A 16,285-nucleotide genomic window follows, 5' to 3' on the forward strand; every position below is an offset into this window, starting at 1 on the left:
ACTGACGACACACCGAGGAGTCACACGACACCTATGAGCGACTACGATGATGATCGCTGGGAGTTCGCTCCCGAAGGAAGTATTGCCCCCGATGCGACCGACTCGAGAGCCGTCGACGACGGTAGCTACGAGACATGTCGACGACTCGCTCGAGAACGGCCACGTAGGGTATCCAGACGCTCCTGAACCAGCATCTCACGAGGACGACTCCACCGCTGAGAATCGGTGCGAGTGTGGCGCAGCGATCGCTCACGATCGAACAAAGTGCGACTGCTGCCTCACGAACAGCCTCGACTATGGTGATCTGGCGGTTGAACCCGACACCAAGCGCAAACTGACTGGGCTGGTTCACGTTCTCGTCGACGCGAAAACCGAGCAGAACGCCATTAGCAAAGCCAAGGCCGTTTTCAAAGGATTAACAGGTGGTCTCTTCACCATTTCTATCGACGGTATCGACGAGTGCGAAGTGATCGCTGACCTCGAGGGCGAGCTTGTCACGCGCTTCACTCGTGAATGGGGCCAGTTGCCTGGTGCCGCTGCCGTCGAGACGACTGAAGGACAGCGCCAGCTCGATATCATCCGCCAGAACGCTGGCCACGACTACACTATAGCTGCTGAGGAGAGCACCGACAACACCGAGGAAAACCGACCGACGCTCGAGCCAGTGCTGTTCGACGCTGAAGGCAAGCCGATCACTGACATCGAGGAGGTCGGCCAGCTGATCGCTGGCGGTACGCTCGAGCGAACTAGTCCCAACTGGGATATTGACGAATACCCACGACGGGACGAGCCAACACGCACCTGGATCGTTCCCGCGATCGCCCTCGAACACGTCTCCCCACCGGATCGCTCCGAGAACCCTCCTCGTGAAGGGCGAACCCGTCGGAATCTGGAGTGCAGGTCGTGCAGTGAGACGACACGACACACATTCGGTGGCTTCGATGAAGTGCCAGTTCCAGAGATTCCCGACTCACCGATCTGGGAATGTACCCGGTGTCAGTCACACCGGCACGGCCCGGATCCTGACAATCCAAGAGAGGACACGCACCACCAGTGAACCAGGAACCCGGATGGCGAGACTCTCTCGCTGCTCCAAAATGACCGTCAGATCAGAGTCAACGTCTCGTGGTGTTGTTTCTCTCCTCGAGAGGTGAGAGGATCTCACGATGTCTGAAACTGATTGCACTGACGAGCCACTGACGCCAGCACAGCGCCTCGAGTCATCGAATCCCCGGCTCATTGATGCGGGAATCGCGACAATCACCGACATGGAGACACTCCAGGCGTGTTTCGCCTATGAAAACCAGCACCAACAACGCCTTCCGATCCTCAAACTGCTAGCTCAGCGAGCTGAAGAGCTTCGCGAGGAGTCGTGACTGGTCCACCAATCGCGACGCCTGCGAAGATTTGAGAGTGTTGTTTGCACCCTTGAGAGGGGTGGAGGGTTTTCCAGATGACAGATCGTCCTGAGCTTACGATCCAACAGCAGACAGCGTTCACCGCTGACGGTGGACTCGAACCGATCGAAGAAAATGTTGCGACCTCGCTCGAGGATTTCGGTGCTGACATGAGTTATCGCGAAATTGAAACACGACTTGATCGCCCCGTAGGCAGCGAGTTCGCACAAAGCGTCGACGATCGCGTCGAAGTTCGATACTTGAAGGGCGACAATACCGACCAGACATCGCTGTTCGCGGAGACGGCTGACGACCAGCTGACGCTGACGGGCGACGACGCCAGCGCCCAGTTCCTCTTCGATTCGCCCGGTGAGCACAGTGACTGATTCTTCCCAGGATGCCCCTCAGACTGACGAACGGAGAGTCACACAGACGAGCGCAAGAGCACGCATACGCGCGTTGGTCGTCGCGACTCCCGATCCACCAGTCAAAGGCGGCTATACCCACGGTGATCCATGTCCCCGCTGTGAAGCAGCGGTGTTGACTGGACGATTCGACGAGAACCGAGAGCAATTTCTCGAGTGTGAGCGGTGCCTGTACCGTCCCACAAGCAGGTGAGACGCCGAATCCGCGTCACATCGTCCGGTGGTGTTGATCGCGCCCCAGAGGCATGGAGGCGCTCGAAACAGAGCGCTTTCGGTGAGATCGATGTGTTACGAAACCGACTGCCCAGAGACGAATCGCCACCAAACCGTCCTCGAAGCGCTCGAGGAGGAGCGATCCTAATGGGTGCCGTGACGTTCGAGACGCTCACGTTCGGGGAGACTGCCGACAAGGCGTTCAGCAACGCCGTCGAGGACGCGAAGCATTTGCACGGCCACGGCGGCTATACGGGGACGATCGCCGAAAAGTCCTCGTTCGAAGTCATCCCCGAGCAAGAGCATCACAGAAAGCAGAAACGTCGATACGCGCACCAGCTACTCGAGGATGGAGATGAGCGGATCCGAAGTAAGTGGGGTCCCGCCGGAGCGATCAACTGTTCGGGGACGACGGGAGCCAAGCGTTATCGCGAACAGCACGGGCTAAAAGGCAAGCATGGCGACGGTTGGCTCTTCTTCGGCTGGGCTTCCCACTGATCCGACCCCTCGCATGCGGTTCTGTTGTTCCACCTCCCTTCAGGAGTGAGGAGACTCGTGTTTCAGGCGTCACCATCCTATAGTAGACGTTAGAAATAATTGCTCGTCTTTGGCACAGAAAGTTGCTCAAGAGCGGTATCGATCGCTGTTGTGAGTTCATCAAGCGAGTCGAGGAACCGATTACTAAGAGTCGTTTGCAGCTGTCGCCAGCACTCTTCGACCGGATTTAGTTCTGGCGAATACGCCGGCAATGTGATGAATGCGAGGTCGTCACGGGCCGCCAAGTCCGTGACGGTCGACGCCTGAAAGTACGGCGCTCCATCTCACACAACGAGCAGATCATCTTCGAATTCTTTACATAATTTGAGAATGGAATGTTTCGCGTAATCGGCAGTAACGTACTCTTCGAATCGAGCGAAAAAGCGATCACCGAAAACGGTGATCGCGCCCAAAAGACACGTCCAGTCGCGTTGTCCGGATAATTCAACAGCTGGCCGCTTGCCGCGCGGAAACCACGCGGCACGCGGCTTAACCTAGACTAATTTCTTGGTTTGATCGATACAGACTACGGTGGCGTCCATCTTCCGCCGCTTTTTTAAGTTTCTCGCGGAACATTTGCTGTTCGTCAGCATCAGACTCGGCGGCTGTACGGCGTGGTTTTTGGTAACTCAACCCCGCTTCTTTGAGCAACCGCCGACAGCTCGGGATTGAGTACTCGACATCGTACGTCTTCTTCAGATACTGCTTGACAAGCGCCGGCGTCCACGCCGGCGCGTCAATCCCAACTTCCGCAGGAGATTGGTGGACAGTTTCTTCGAACGCCTTTTGCTCATCTACTGAGAGCTTTCGTTTTCTCCCAGATCGGTGAGTATCAGTCATGGCCTGTTCAATCGACTCGTCGGTGTCGAGTCGCTTGAGCCAGCTATAGATTGTCCGTCGCTGAACGCCGTACCACTCGGCTAGTTCAGTTTATGTAAGACCGTTTTTGTACGCTATTGCCGCTAATAGCCGTTGTGTCGGCTTCTTTCCCTCAGCATTGTCGAGAGCATCTTGCAATTCCTCGACAGAGATCTCATCAAGGTGATCCATTACATCCAACTACAGTTTCTGAGTAGAAAGTTCTAACGGGTACTATAGTTCTCTCGTTTCGGACGGTTGAGTGCATTTGCCGTGTTATCGTAGTCAGCATTCGACCTATGTGCGTGCGGGTCGAAAACGTCGCGTAATCTGTCGACGAGGAGGTTGAATCCGAAGACAGTCGATTTGAGCAAGATGATCGGCCACAACCGGTACCAGATCGCATTACAGAGATGGCCGCGGGCAACAGAGATCATGGACCTCCAGTCCGGCGCTGGCGGTCGTAGTAATGCAAAAACTATTCAAAATAGATACGCGTGATCGCCCAACTATCCACCCGCGAATTGTGAGAACGGTCGATACGAATTTCAAGATCATGAGGCCATTTTAACATATTCTGTCCCGTATAGCTACTCCGATACCCAATTCCAATCGGGCGATAGAGGCCGGAATTCGGATTAATAAACGAGAAATCGGGCTCTTCGAGATTGTGCGTCTCCGTTGGTTAGTGCAGAAACGTAGCTACTGAATCGATTCCATACCGACTACGCAACGCGCTGTTGAGGATCAACTTTGTCCCAGTACTATTGTAGTATATAATCAATATACTGTTAATCTTGACAGTGGTCTTATCACCAGCGGCCCACGACGACTGTGCCGCCCTCAGGAAAATCAGATCTCTGAGATCTACACGAGAGCAAGGCTTTTGTGAACGTCAGCGGGCTGGAGCCACTGTCACCTAATCGGCATACTCGGCCCTAGACTGGCCCATGCGAGCGTTAGACGGCTAATTCAGCTACAATCATTGTTGTCTCGCGGAACGAACATTCGGAACTTCCTCGGTAACCCGGTTCAAACCGACGCTTAGCTGAGTTGATCGACAGTGCTGTGATCGTCTCGATCGTGTGACGGGCGAGTAAGGTGAGAACGAAAGTGCGACTCGCCACGAATGCTATCTTAGAGCCGGAGACGTAACCCCCCAGAGCTTGCTCAGAAGAGTCCAGGGAAGATCACGTAGCTGAACACGGTCGCGACGAGACCGACGCCGACTGCGTAGTAGATGAGCGGAATCAGGTTCAACCGCATGACTCGCCCCTCACTGCCGACGAGGCCGACGGTCGCCAGTGCGGCCACGACGTTGTGGATCGCCACGAGGTTCCCGATGGCACCCCCGACGGCTTGTGCGCCGACCATGAGCTGGGTCGGCAGTCCGATTTGCGATGCGGCTTCGAACTGGAATCCGCCGAACGTAATGTTCGACACCGTGTTCGAACCGGCCATTGCGGCACCGAGTGCACCGATGAGCGGAGCGATGAACGGGTATGCAGGGCCGACGGCGTTGGCGGTCGCCTGCGCTAGTACGAAGATCATGCTTTCGGTGCCGTCGGCGTGAGCGCCGGACTGGAGCATCACTTGCACCATCGCGATAACGAACAGGAGCGCGATCAGGGGAGCGACGAGTTTCTGCCCCGCCTCCGACCAAGCGGCTTTGATCTCCTCGCCGGACATGTTGTACAGCGGGATCGCTGCCAGCGCACAGACGAACAGCCAGAACCCGGGGACATACACCCAGTCAACACCGCCGCTGAGGCCCGTTCCGAGGATATCGTTCCACTGAGTACCGAACTGCTGGAGGACCGAGGGAAGTGGATCGACGACTCGAGTGACGACGAGCAGGCTAACAAGCAGAATGTACGGCGTCCAGGCGCGGAGAAGCGACATGCTCTCCGTCGTAACGCCGCCATCAGCGGCGGTCGCGTCGCCAGTGCCGCTTCCCACTCCGGGTGAATTGGCCTGTCCGGGCTCGATAGTTCCGACCCAGTGGGCGGGCCATTCCTCGCGGTCCGGGAAATCCCACTCTTCGTCCGGCACGAAGTATCCAGCCTTCAGCGCGGTGACGACGATCGCACCACCGACCATCGCTCCGATTAGGCTGGGGAATTCGGCGCTGATCTGTGCCGACAACCAGTACGGGATGACGAACGAGATCCCAGAGAACAGACACAGCGGTGCGACCTCCCAAGCCGGTTCGAGGCTACGTTCCTCCGTATCGCCGAAGAAGTAGACGACCATCCCGACCGCGAACAGCGGCATAACGAATCCGATGAGCGTGTGGTAGGTCGCCGCCCAGACCGCGACCTCAAGTGAGTACTGTTCGACGGTGAATCCGCCCGCATTGATCGCCGTGCTGGTGGCCTGGGTGGACCCCAGCGGGTCTTGGATTCCGATAACAATCGGAGTTCCAACCGCACCGTACGTGACGGCGAGAATGTGACCGACTAGTCCGGCGATCACGGCGGCAAGCGCCGGGAATCCGAGCGCCAACAGGAGCGGTGCAACGACCGCAGCGGGCGTTCCGAAGCCTGCTGCTCCCTCGATGAACGCTGCGAGGAAGAAGCCGAGCAGGATGATTTGGACGCGTCGGTCGTCGCTGATCGTCGCGATCCCCTGGTTGATCCGATCGAACGCACCGGCCTGCATCAGCGTATAGAGGAGGAGTAACGCGCCGAAAACGATCCAGAGAATTTGGATTGCCGTCATTGCCCCGACCGCCGAAGCGGCAAAAAGGTACTCTCCGGGCATATCCCAGACGAAAAAACCGACGATCAATGCCGCAGCGTACGCGATCGGCATCGCCCGTGTCGCCGGCCATAGCAGTCCGACGAGTAATATACCCGCGAGTAAGAGCGGCGTCGCGGCCAACAAGAGTTCGACGGCACTAGCCATTCTGACCACCCCCCTCGCGGCGTTCAATCGTCGGAAATGTGTACACTACCTCAGTGCCATAGTGGATCGAACTTGGCATAGGATGAAAACAATCATTTCGTATTTATAATTGTCGACCGTTAACACACGTCGTTCGGTTATCGATGTCAAGGAGTCCTTCTCGCCGTAGAGAACATCATTTATTCGTATATAATAGTAAATATCGAGATACACAACACATATGTTAGACTCTTCCGCACCTTTCCACGAATTATCAGATGCGTAGACGCTTATAATAGACGAATCGGATGGATAACGCAGCCAATGCTGTGTCCGATCGAGTTCGTGTCTAGACCGGAGCCGCAGTCGGGAGAATTCCAGGATCGATTGACCGCAGCACGACGGTTTGTACGGGGAATATACATGTATAGATTGAGGTAGGTATTCACACTGGCTGTTCAATCGCAAGTCGGACGCCGGTCACGCAATATGGCATCGATGAGGGGAAACCGAAACCGATCGCGAGGTCATCAACTGCATACCACTATCGGTACGACGTGTGAACGAACAGTGGGATGGCCGGCTTCGAAGCATCGAACTACGTACTGGCACCGACTCGTGTAGGACCACGAATCGCGGAGACAACTACGAGGCCATGAGCAATTCGTTCACTTTCTCGATCGGATGTGGTGGCTGGTTGTTTCGGGTTTCGCGATCGTTGATCTGGCTTCGGCACGACGCACCGGGTGCGACCGGTGTCCCGTCGCTCGCGTCGAACTTCTCGAAGAGTCGCTCGGCAATCGACTTCGAGAGGTCATAGTGTTCGGCCTCGTAGCCGAACGAACCGGCCATGCCACAGCAGCTGGAGTCGATCGGATCAACCGTGTAGCCGGCGCGCCGGAGGACGCCGACCGCGTGGTGGTCCGTATCGATTGCCTTCTGATGGCAGTGACCGTGGTAGGCAAGGGTTTCGTCCGTCTTCTCGAGAGGTAACTCTCCGACGAGCCGGTACGCGTCCATGTACTCGCTGATACCGTACGCGTGAGCGGCGACGGTTTCCGCCTCTGGCGTGTCCACGAGATCGCGGTACTCGTCTTGGAACACCACCGCGTCGGACGGTTCGACAGCGATAATCTCGTATCCGTCCTCGATGTACTCGGTGAAGAGATCGATGTTGTCCCGGGCGCGGGCATCAGCCTTGTCGAGCATCCCGACCGAGAATGCCGCACGGCCGCTCGGAGCGACATTGTCTGGGATCTCGACATGGACGCCGGCCGACTCCAGGACACGCACGGCGGCCTTTCCGGGCCGGGTGTAGTTGTAGTTCGTGTAGGTGTCAGGGAACAGCAGCACCTTTCGGTTGGCCTCTTCAGGGTTCACCCGTGATCCGCTCTCGGCGAACCACTCTTGAAGCGATTCGCTCTCGAACGAGGGCAGCGTCCGTTCGGGGGCGATACCGGCGACTCTCTCCATCACGCGGCGGCTTCCGGGAAGCGTCGGGCACTGACTGGTCAATCACTTTTTCTAACCCTCTGCGTCCTATCCGGTGATTTCTGCTCGCTCACGCTGCGACAGGTCGGTCTCCAGCCGAGTCTGGAGACCGACGTACAGCTGTTTGAGATCACGGTAGATCGGGACCGCCTCGTCCTGTTTTGTGGCCGCGTCTTCAGCTTCTCGGAGAATATGTGCCCAGCACCGCTGGAGATTGCTGCTGAAGGCCGGAAAGGCCGTCCATCCGTCACAAATGACCGTTCCCGCGAAGTCCTCGCCGAGGACTTCCGCGGGAATATCATTCCCACGACTTTCTCTCTCTGACCGTGTATAACGTGTTCTGGGCGGTCCTAAACGTCCAGATCCACGCTTGCTCACCGTCGCGTTTGACGCCTGTTTCGTCAATGTGGACCACGTCAGCATCTTGGATCTCTCGACGGATTTGCTCATACTCACAGGGGCCGGCGCGCGCAGCGCGCTCGGTCGCGTGCCACGCGGACACGCCTGAGAGTTCCAGCCCGTGCAGTTTCTCGAAGCGATCAACCATCTTCCGGTAGGGAAGGCGGTGATTGTACCGAGAAAGTGCTGATTGATCGATGAGGTTCATCCCGAACTGCCCCTCATCGGGGCAGTCGGGGTGTGTAGCAACCGTCTCTGTACCGCAGGAGTGGCACTGGTAGCAGTGGCGGTTGTACTGGGTAACCTTGGAGGCTGCGGGTCCGGTATCTCCTCAACGGGCCGGTGGGCGTCAGCCCCCGACTCGTCGAAATGTTTACCACACTCAGGACAACAGTCACAAATGACCTCGACTTCTTCGTCGAGATTATCTGTAGAACGCCACTCTGGATCGTGACCGTCCTTTCGGCCGGGAGTGCCGCCGTCAGTTCGGATATCGCCGTCTTCGTCGTCCTGCGAGGTTGGGGACTTGTCGGACCCCGACCGTCGCTTACTTGGCGGCGTATGCGGATTTTCGTACTTGCGAAGCCGTGCTTCGAGTTCATATTATTTTTTGAATAGTATTCAAAACAGACTGATCGGCACGACCAATGGTATCTGTTGTTGGGATGTCACAACGATGTCGTTTCCTCGAGAACATGCTGCGGGTACCGCCGCTTCATCACGCTCGCCGAGCGAGTTTCCGAGCAGGTAAACCGACACCCACTCACTCATAGCTCACTTCTTAGGCCAGTCCGACTATCCGTTCTTTATGGGTCTTCTCATCTGCTGGTCCGTATTGAGACCATACTGCGTACCGTTCCCTAGAGAAGGAATTACACACGTATGTATGTAAGAACAACTCAGAATAGGTCCGCCTCGAGCGCGTCGATCTCGTCGCTCAGTAGTTGTGCGATCTCCTCGGTCGTTGCCTCGTCGACGGCCATGCGATAGGTTGGGCCGCCGATGGAGAACGCACCGATCACGTCGCCGTCGGGGCTCGTTACCGACGCGCCGATGGATCGGTAGCCATCGATCAGTTCCTCGTCGTTCGTCGCGTACCCGCGGTCACGGATTGCCTCGAGTTCGTCGAAGAGAGCCGATTCCACAGTGATAGTGTGCTCGGTCGTGGCAGGAAGCCCCCATCGGTCGACGATGTCTCGAACGCGCGATTCGGGCATCGAGGCCAGCATGGCTTTTCCCGAGGCGCAGTTGTGCATGTGAAAGCGGTTACCCGCCCGGAACGGACTCGATTCTGGCAGCCCCCCGCGAGCGGACTCACCGATCGCGTACTCGAGGGAGTAGGCGCCGCCGTTCTCTTCGACGATGAAGTCAGCTTCGTTGCCCGTCTGTTCGGCGAGGGCATAGACGCGCCGTCGAGCCGTTGCGTACAACGGATTGCGGGTGCGCGCGTGCTCGCTGAACGGGAGAAACTGGAGCCCGATGTGGTAGGTATCGCCATCGCGGACGAGGAATCCCTCGTCGACCAGCGTGTGGAGGTGGTTGTGGACGGTGCTCTTTGCCATCTCGAGGCGATCCGCCAGCTCGCTCAGCGTCGCGCCGTCGCTGTCGTGGACCGCGCGAACGAGCGCGATCGACGCTTTCGTCGTCTTGACCGGGCGAGGGCCGTCGTCCGTCATGATTTGAATCGTCGCCGTACCTACGCATAAGCGTTCGGAATGTGTGAACAGGCTTGGACGGGTCGTGATGACGGTTGTCGTTTAGTAGTTCGTTTCACAGCCCGAGGAATATTACTGGATGAATTATTTTATATTTTATACTACTGGTCGTGTGTTGGCAATATTTCTGTCCGTCTATCACTAGTAATCGATCGTGCCGTCTCCCGGTCGACCCGCCGTTCGGAATGCGTGAACCAGTCGCGTCGTTCGGTAGTTGCAACTGTTACCCAGTGTGTGCCATACGGTGACGGACCACTCTTCAAACGGTTCGTTCACGTATTCGGAACGCCGATCCCGCGGCCGCTTCCGCGATCGGCCTACGACGGTCGGTCCTACAGGCGGTTCGGCATCGATCGGATCGGTCGCCGATCGGCGCTAATCGGCACCGCAACGATCAGTCCGTCCGCACCGCTGGCACCACTCGCCCGAGACGCGGGCTCCTCGCCCGCAGAGGGGACAGGTCGTCTCAGTCATCGTCGATCGTGATATCAGCGGACAGCCCCTGTGCCATTTCGATGTCGTTCGAGTTATTCAGCGTCCACGCGGTCCGCTCGGTGACGGCCTCGATCACTTCGCGGCCGCTCGGATAGCCGTTGCCGGACTTCTTGACGCCGCCGAACGGCAGATGGACTTCCGCGCCGATACACGGCAGGTTGCCGTACGCGAGTCCGACCTCGGCGTTGTCGCGGTAGTAGTTGACCTCGCGGTAATCCTCGGAAATGATCGCACCAGCGAGTCCGTACTCGGTGTCGTTGTGGATCTCGACGGCGTCCTCGATGTCGCCCGAGTACTCCATGAGCGCGACGTGGGGGCCGAAGACCTCCTCCTGCATACAGCGGAGGTCCGCCTCGTGGTCGGCTTCGTAGACGAACGGGCCGACCCAGTGGCCGTCCTCGTGACCCTCTGGAATCTCGTCGTCGGCCAGTTCGTCGCGGTCGACGAGCACGTTGACGTCCTCGCTGCGAGCGAGCTCGTTGTACTCGAGGACCTTCTCCTTGTGCTCGCCCTCGACGAGCGGGCCCATGAAGGTGTCCTCGGCGAGCGGGTCGTCGACGGCGACGTTCGCGGCGATGTCGACGAAGCGCTCCTTGAACTCGTCGTAGACGTTCTCGTGGACGATCAGACGCTCGGCGGAGACACAGCGCTGACCGGTCGTCTTGAACGAACTCATCACGGCCGAGTGGACGGCCGTGTCGAGGTCGGCTTCGTCGGTGACGACGACGGCGTTCTTGCCGCCCATCTCGCAGGCCGCGAGTTTGCCGGGCTGTTCGGCGACGGTCCGGCCGACCTGCTGGCCGACCTCCGCCGAGCCGGTAAAGAGGACGGTGTCGACGCGCGAGTCCTCGACGATGGCTTCGCCGGCGTCGCCGAAGCCCTGAATCATGTTGAAGACGCCGTCCGGGATGCCGCTCTCCTCGAACATTTCGGCGACGATCTGGGCGCACCACGGCGTCTGTTCGGCGGGCTTCCACACGACGGTGTTTCCCTCGACCAGCGAGACGGCCATGTGCCAGAACGGGATCGCGACGGGGAAGTTCCACGGCGTGATACAGCCGACGACGCCGCGGGGCTTGCGCCGCATGTACGCGTCCTTGCTTCCGATTTCGGACGGAACGACGTCCCCGTGCGGGTGACGGGCGTTCCCGGCTGCCCACTCGACCATGTGTGCGGCCTCGACGACGTCGGCTCGCCCTTCGGAGATCTCCTTACCACACTCCTTTGTGACGATTTCGCCGAGTTCGTCCGTCCGGTCACGGAGTTCCTGATAGATGTCCCAGAGGTACTCCGCACGGTCGATATGGGACAGTTCTTCCCACTCGTCTTGGACGCGTTCTGCGGACTCAAGGGCCGCGTCAACGTCGGCCTCGGTTCCGCGGTGGAAGGTCCGCAGCGTTTCGCCAGTTGCAGGGTTCTCGCTCTCGAACGTCTCGTCGCCCTCGCCTTCGGTCCACTCGCCGTCGATGTAGTGACGGTTGGGCTGGGCTGTCGTCTGCTGGCTCATACCGTATCAGTCACGGATCGTCAAGGAATAACCACGGCCTCCCATGGTCGGGACCGACTCGAGCGGGATCCACGGTGACCGTATTCAGTATGTTTATGTTGCTCACACCGAAACGGACGAGCAGAACCGACACATGAGCAGCACGAGTTCTACGGCGACGACGACGGGGGCAGACGGCACGCGACTCGCGCTCGAGATTTGGCATCCCGACTGCTGGGGGTTACAGGCGACCGAGGTGGTCGACGCCGGACTACTCGTCCACACCGTCCACCGAACCGTCGAGGAAACGGTCAAGGGCCACTTCACCGTCTACGCGGACACGACGGCGCAACTCGACGAGTTCGTCGAATTCGCGAACGAGTCGCCGCTGACACACTCGACGGTCGAACTCGGCCAGCGCCCGACCAGTGCAGCACCGGATCCCGGGAACGCGACCCGCGAACTCTTCGTCGAGTACGAGCCGGAACACAGTATCAGCGACACGCTCGTCTCGCACGGCTTTATTCACGACGCGTCGGTGCGCGTCGAACGCGGGCTCGAGCACTGGCCGGTCTTCGTCGCCGACGGTCGCCCCGAGATTCAGAGCCGACTCGAGAGCATCCGAGCCGAGACCGACGCAGAGATCTCGATCAGCAAAATCGCCTCGCCGGCGGGCGACTCGTCGGGAACGCCGGACCGGCTCGATCGGCTGACGCCCCGACAACGGGACGCGTTCGAACTCGCCTGCGAGCACAACTACTACGCGTGGCCGCGCGAGATCGACACGCGCGAACTCGCAGACGAACTCGGCGTCTCGAAGACGACGCTGCTCGAGCACCTCCGGAAAGCCGAAGCGAAACTGCTCAACCCGGACGAGTCCTGATTGACTCCCCGATATTAATTCCTGACCGTGGCGGATGAATGTTTTGGTCGGGTATCGATTTAGGGGGTTTGCGTGCCACCGACACGGTATGATCCCCCCAATCACAAGCCGATTCGTCGCCGGAACGACCGTGCCCGGCACGCTGGATCACGTCTCCGACTGTAACGAGTCGGGGATGGGTGGCATCGTCAACCTCCTCGGCGAACACTATCACGACCGCGAGCCCGCGGACGCGGACGCAGACGAGTACTGCCGTCTCGTTTCCGAACTGGGCGCTCGCGACCTGAACGGGTCCGTCTCAGTCAAACCGTCCCAGATCGGGATCGACGTCGGCCCCGAGGTCTTCACGGAGAACTTCGAACGGATCGTCGATGTCGCGGCCGAAGAAAACGTCTTCGTCTGGTGTGATATGGAAGACCACACGACGACCGACACGACCTTAGACGCCGTCGAATCGACAGCCCAGAACCATCCCCACGGCGTCGGCGTCGCCATTCAGGCGAACCTCAAACGCACGGGCGACGACCTGCGCCGCCTCGCCGATGTTCCCGCGGCGGTCCGACTGGTTAAGGGCGCCTACGACGAGCCGTCCTCGGTCGCCTACGAGCGGAAAGAAGACGTCAACGAGGCGTATATCGAGCATCTCGAGTTCCTGTTCCAGGAGTTCGATCAGGGCATCGCGGTCGGAAGCCACGATCTGACGATGCTCGAGACTGCGATCAACCTTCACAAGGAGCACGACACCCCCTTCGAGATCCAGATGCTCATGGGCGTTCGCGAGGACGCCCAGCGCGACCTCGCCGCGGAGGGCTACGAAGTCAATCAGTACATCCCTTACGGCGACAAATGGATGCAGTACTTCTACCGTCGGATCCGCGAGCGAAAGGAAAACGCCTTGTTCGCGCTTCGGGCCATCGTCGGAGTCTGACTGACCCGTTTATCCATCGCGCGCGAGACGCGTTCTTCGGGTCCTACTCGAGACACGCTTCACGAGAGTTTCCCGACTCGACGGCAGCATCTCGTGGTACCCCACGGTCGACCGCTGACACCGAGTTCCCTGAGCGGCGACAGCGGCGCCACTCTCCTCGGGGCGACTAATCCACTATCAAAAAAGGGGCAAATTCGGTACGTTTATGTGTGGGTGGTAAGCACACACCTGTATGCCTGAGAGTGGTTCGGTCGAATTGGTCTGGTTATTCGGACCGTTCGCCGTGTACCTAGTCATGCTCGGCGTGTACTACGTCTGGGAAGGGAAACGGGAGGAACAACTGCGGCAACGCTACGAGGAGGCAGAGCATGGCCAGTGAGGGACTGGCCGGCTCGGCCGGCGTCTGGGTGCTTGGGACCTTCGGGGTGTATCTCCTCGTCCTCCTCGGAATCGGGCTGTACTCCTCGCAACTCATGGACTCCGTCGACGACTACGTCATCGGCGGGCGCAGCATCGGCCCGGTCGTCACCGGGTTTTCCGAACGCGCCTCCGAGATGAGCGGCTGGCTCACGCTCGGTGTCCCGAGCGATGCGTTCGGGACCGGCGTGATGGCGTTTTACAATGGGCTCGGGATGATCCCGGCCGACCTGTTCGCCTGGGCCGGGCTCGCAAAACGCCTCCGGAAGTACACGGAGATCGTGAAAGCGGTCACGTTACCGACCTTCTTCGAGACGCGGCTGCAGGACGACACCGGCTACGTCAAAGGCGTCTCCGCGTTCGTCCTGATGATCTTCGAGGGCGGGTACGTGGGCGCACAGATCGTCGCCGCCGGGACGCTGCTCGAGGTCCTCACCGGCGTCTCGTCGGTGATCGGGATCCTCGTGGGCGGTGTCATCGTCGTCGGGTACACCATGCTCGGCGGTTACTTCGCCGTCGCGTGGTCGGACTACGTGCAGGGTGCGATCATCCTTGCCGCGTTCATCATCCTGCCAGTTATCGCGTTTACCAACTACGGGCTCCCGTTCAGCGAACTCGCGTCCGTCGGGAGTTCCTACACCAGCGTTACGGCCGGCATGACCGGCTGGGCGGCCATCTTCGGCATCATCAGTTACGCAGCCATCGGGCTCGGTATCCCCGGGAACCCACACGTGATGGTCCGATTCATGGGGATCAACGAGGTCAAGAACATTCGTCTCGCCGCCCTCGTCGCCCAGCTGTTCATGTTCATCGCCTACATCGGGGCTGGCTTCGTCGGGCTGTATGCACTGGTCGTCTTCGGCCAGAGCGGCATCGAGGACCCGAACAACGTCATGCCGTTGCTCACGCTCGAGTTCTTCCCCGGTGCGATCGCGGGGATCATCCTGGCGGCCGCACTCGCTGCGATGATGTCCAGTGCCGACTCGCAGCTGCTCGTCGCGACGAGCGCTATCGTCGAGGACGTCTACCACGGCTACGTTAACCCCGACGCGAGTCAGGACACGCTGGTTCGGTACTCCCAGTACGTCACGCTCGCGCTCGGTGCAGCGAGCGTCGCCTTCGCCTTCCTCGCACAGAACACGCCCATCTACACGCTCGTCCTCGACTACGCGTGGGGCGGTCTCGGGGCGGCCATCGGGCCGACGCTCATCGCCGCACTGTGGTGGAAACGGGTCACTGCGACGGGCTCCGTCGCGAGTATGATCGTCGGCACGACGACGATGATCCTGTGGACCCAGCTCTCGACCGTCCTCGAACTGCTCGGACTCATGGGTGCGATCGACGGCTCGCCGTTCCTCACGGGGCTGGTCGGTGTCTACGGGCTCTTCCCCGCGTTCATCCTCTCGACGGCGACACTCATCGTCGTCTCGCTGCTGACGAAGCCGCCAGAGGGCGTCGACGATCACTTCAAGTCGTTCAACAAGCCGCTCTCGGCGCTCTCGAGCAGCGGCGATCCAACCGGGACGCCTGAGTACGTGACCGATGGCGGTCGCGATGTCGATCCGAAGGCCGTGACGGAAACGGACACCATTCGCGCCCACGTCGAAGAGAGCAATTACTGGGACTCGGGTGAAGAATAATGAGCGAAACGCGTCGACAGCAGGCCGAGACCGCCGACATCACGGGGCAGACCCGGGAGCGTGCGAACCTGACCGTCATCGAGCCGACGGTAGCACGCGAGGACGTCGATTCGACCGGCCGTGTCGGTGCGGTCGCGTATCCATACCGCGTCTACGACGCGGTCGTGACGGTCAACCGGCCGATAATCGCGGACCGGGACCTCGAGTACGTCGTCAGCGTCGACCGCGCTCGTCGACTCGCTGTGCGGGCCGACGTGGTCCCCGAGACCGTCTCGAGAACCGTCGATGACGTCCTCGTCGTTCCGTCCGAACTCACCGACGAGCAGGTCCGCGAGAAAGCCGAGAACGCGCTATTCAAGTGGACGCTCCGGAAGATCGCCGTCGGTTCCGCGCCGGACGTGCAATTCGAGCAGTCGGTCAACGCTCACAAACTGTTCTGGATCGCGTCTCGGCCTGACGGCGACGTGATCGTCGACAGCGTCCGCGGCACCGAGTCGCCGTTGGACAGCTGAGAG

At 59.6% G+C, this 16,285-nt stretch carries 12 protein-coding genes and 3 pseudogenes; 9 read left to right on the forward strand and 6 right to left on the reverse strand.

Annotated features, from left to right (window positions below; translation table 11 throughout):
• The first annotated feature begins 91 nt into the window (after nucleotides 1–91).
• From PGX04_RS02410 to PGX04_RS02425, 4 genes are all read left to right on the forward strand, one after another.
• Complete coding sequence (locus PGX04_RS02410; RefSeq protein ID WP_273737056.1) at nucleotides 92–1,057, forward strand: DUF7995 family protein; 966 nt, start codon at nucleotides 92–94, stop codon at nucleotides 1,055–1,057.
• A 109-nt stretch (nucleotides 1,058–1,166) separates the two neighbouring features.
• Entirely contained in the window at nucleotides 1,167–1,376 is a 210-nt protein-coding gene (locus PGX04_RS02415) for a DUF8129 domain-containing protein (protein ID WP_273737057.1), read from the forward strand.
• Nucleotides 1,377–1,453: 77 nt separating this feature from the next.
• Nucleotides 1,454–1,783, forward strand: a complete 330-nt coding sequence (locus PGX04_RS02420) for a hypothetical protein (protein WP_273737058.1) — start codon at nucleotides 1,454–1,456, stop codon at nucleotides 1,781–1,783.
• 399 nt (nucleotides 1,784–2,182) lie between these two features.
• A complete protein-coding gene (locus PGX04_RS02425; protein WP_273737059.1) occupies nucleotides 2,183–2,533 on the forward strand; it encodes a hypothetical protein in 351 nt (116 codons plus the stop codon).
• An 89-nt stretch (nucleotides 2,534–2,622) separates the two neighbouring features.
• On the opposite strand, the pseudogene PGX04_RS02430 reads toward PGX04_RS02425, so the two are convergent.
• The 6 genes and pseudogenes from PGX04_RS02430 to PGX04_RS02455 form a co-directional block, all read right to left on the reverse strand.
• Nucleotides 2,623–3,622 (reverse strand): annotated as a pseudogene (locus PGX04_RS02430) (IS630 family transposase).
• Nucleotides 3,623–4,600: 978 nt separating this feature from the next.
• Nucleotides 4,601–6,337 carry an L-lactate permease gene (locus PGX04_RS02435; RefSeq protein WP_273737060.1) on the reverse strand — a complete coding sequence of 579 codons (1,737 nt, stop codon included), beginning with the start codon at nucleotides 6,335–6,337 and terminating at the stop codon, nucleotides 4,601–4,603.
• Between the two features lie 624 nt (nucleotides 6,338–6,961).
• A pseudogene (locus PGX04_RS02440) lies at nucleotides 6,962–7,810 on the reverse strand ((Fe-S)-binding protein); the annotation flags it as partial.
• Nucleotide 7,811: 1 nt separating this feature from the next.
• Nucleotides 7,812–8,806 (reverse strand): annotated as a pseudogene (gene tnpC / locus PGX04_RS02445) (IS66 family transposase); the annotation flags it as partial.
• 299 nt (nucleotides 8,807–9,105) lie between these two features.
• Nucleotides 9,106–9,882, reverse strand: coding sequence for an IclR family transcriptional regulator (locus PGX04_RS02450; protein WP_273737061.1), 777 nt, complete (start codon nucleotides 9,880–9,882; stop codon nucleotides 9,106–9,108).
• A gap of 505 nt (nucleotides 9,883–10,387) precedes the next feature.
• Nucleotides 10,388–11,923 (reverse strand): aldehyde dehydrogenase family protein, encoded by a 1,536-nt coding sequence (locus tag PGX04_RS02455; protein ID WP_273737062.1) that lies wholly within the window; start codon nucleotides 11,921–11,923, stop codon nucleotides 10,388–10,390.
• Between the two features lie 133 nt (nucleotides 11,924–12,056).
• Here PGX04_RS02455 and PGX04_RS02460 point away from each other — a divergent pair, with 133 nt between their 5' ends.
• From PGX04_RS02460 to PGX04_RS02480, 5 genes are all read left to right on the forward strand, one after another.
• Nucleotides 12,057–12,785 (forward strand): helix-turn-helix domain-containing protein, encoded by a 729-nt coding sequence (locus PGX04_RS02460; RefSeq protein WP_273737063.1) that lies wholly within the window; start codon nucleotides 12,057–12,059, stop codon nucleotides 12,783–12,785.
• Between the two features lie 88 nt (nucleotides 12,786–12,873).
• The gene (locus tag PGX04_RS02465; RefSeq protein ID WP_273737064.1) at nucleotides 12,874–13,713 is read left to right on the forward strand and encodes a proline dehydrogenase family protein; all 840 of its coding nucleotides are present in this window, start codon (nucleotides 12,874–12,876) and stop codon (nucleotides 13,711–13,713) included.
• Between the two features lie 232 nt (nucleotides 13,714–13,945).
• Nucleotides 13,946–14,092, forward strand: coding sequence for a hypothetical protein (locus PGX04_RS02470; protein ID WP_273737065.1), 147 nt, complete (start codon nucleotides 13,946–13,948; stop codon nucleotides 14,090–14,092).
• The gene (locus tag PGX04_RS02475) at nucleotides 14,082–15,770 is read left to right on the forward strand and encodes a sodium/proline symporter (RefSeq protein ID WP_273737066.1); all 1,689 of its coding nucleotides are present in this window, start codon (nucleotides 14,082–14,084) and stop codon (nucleotides 15,768–15,770) included. The genes PGX04_RS02470 and PGX04_RS02475 overlap by 11 nt, the downstream gene beginning before the upstream one ends.
• Complete coding sequence (locus tag PGX04_RS02480; RefSeq protein ID WP_273737067.1) at nucleotides 15,770–16,282, forward strand: hypothetical protein; 513 nt, start codon at nucleotides 15,770–15,772, stop codon at nucleotides 16,280–16,282. Before PGX04_RS02475 ends, PGX04_RS02480 begins: the two co-directional genes overlap by 1 nt.
• Nucleotides 16,283–16,285 lie beyond the last annotated feature (3 nt).

The sequence above is a fragment of the Natrinema soli genome, from assembly GCF_028618695.1.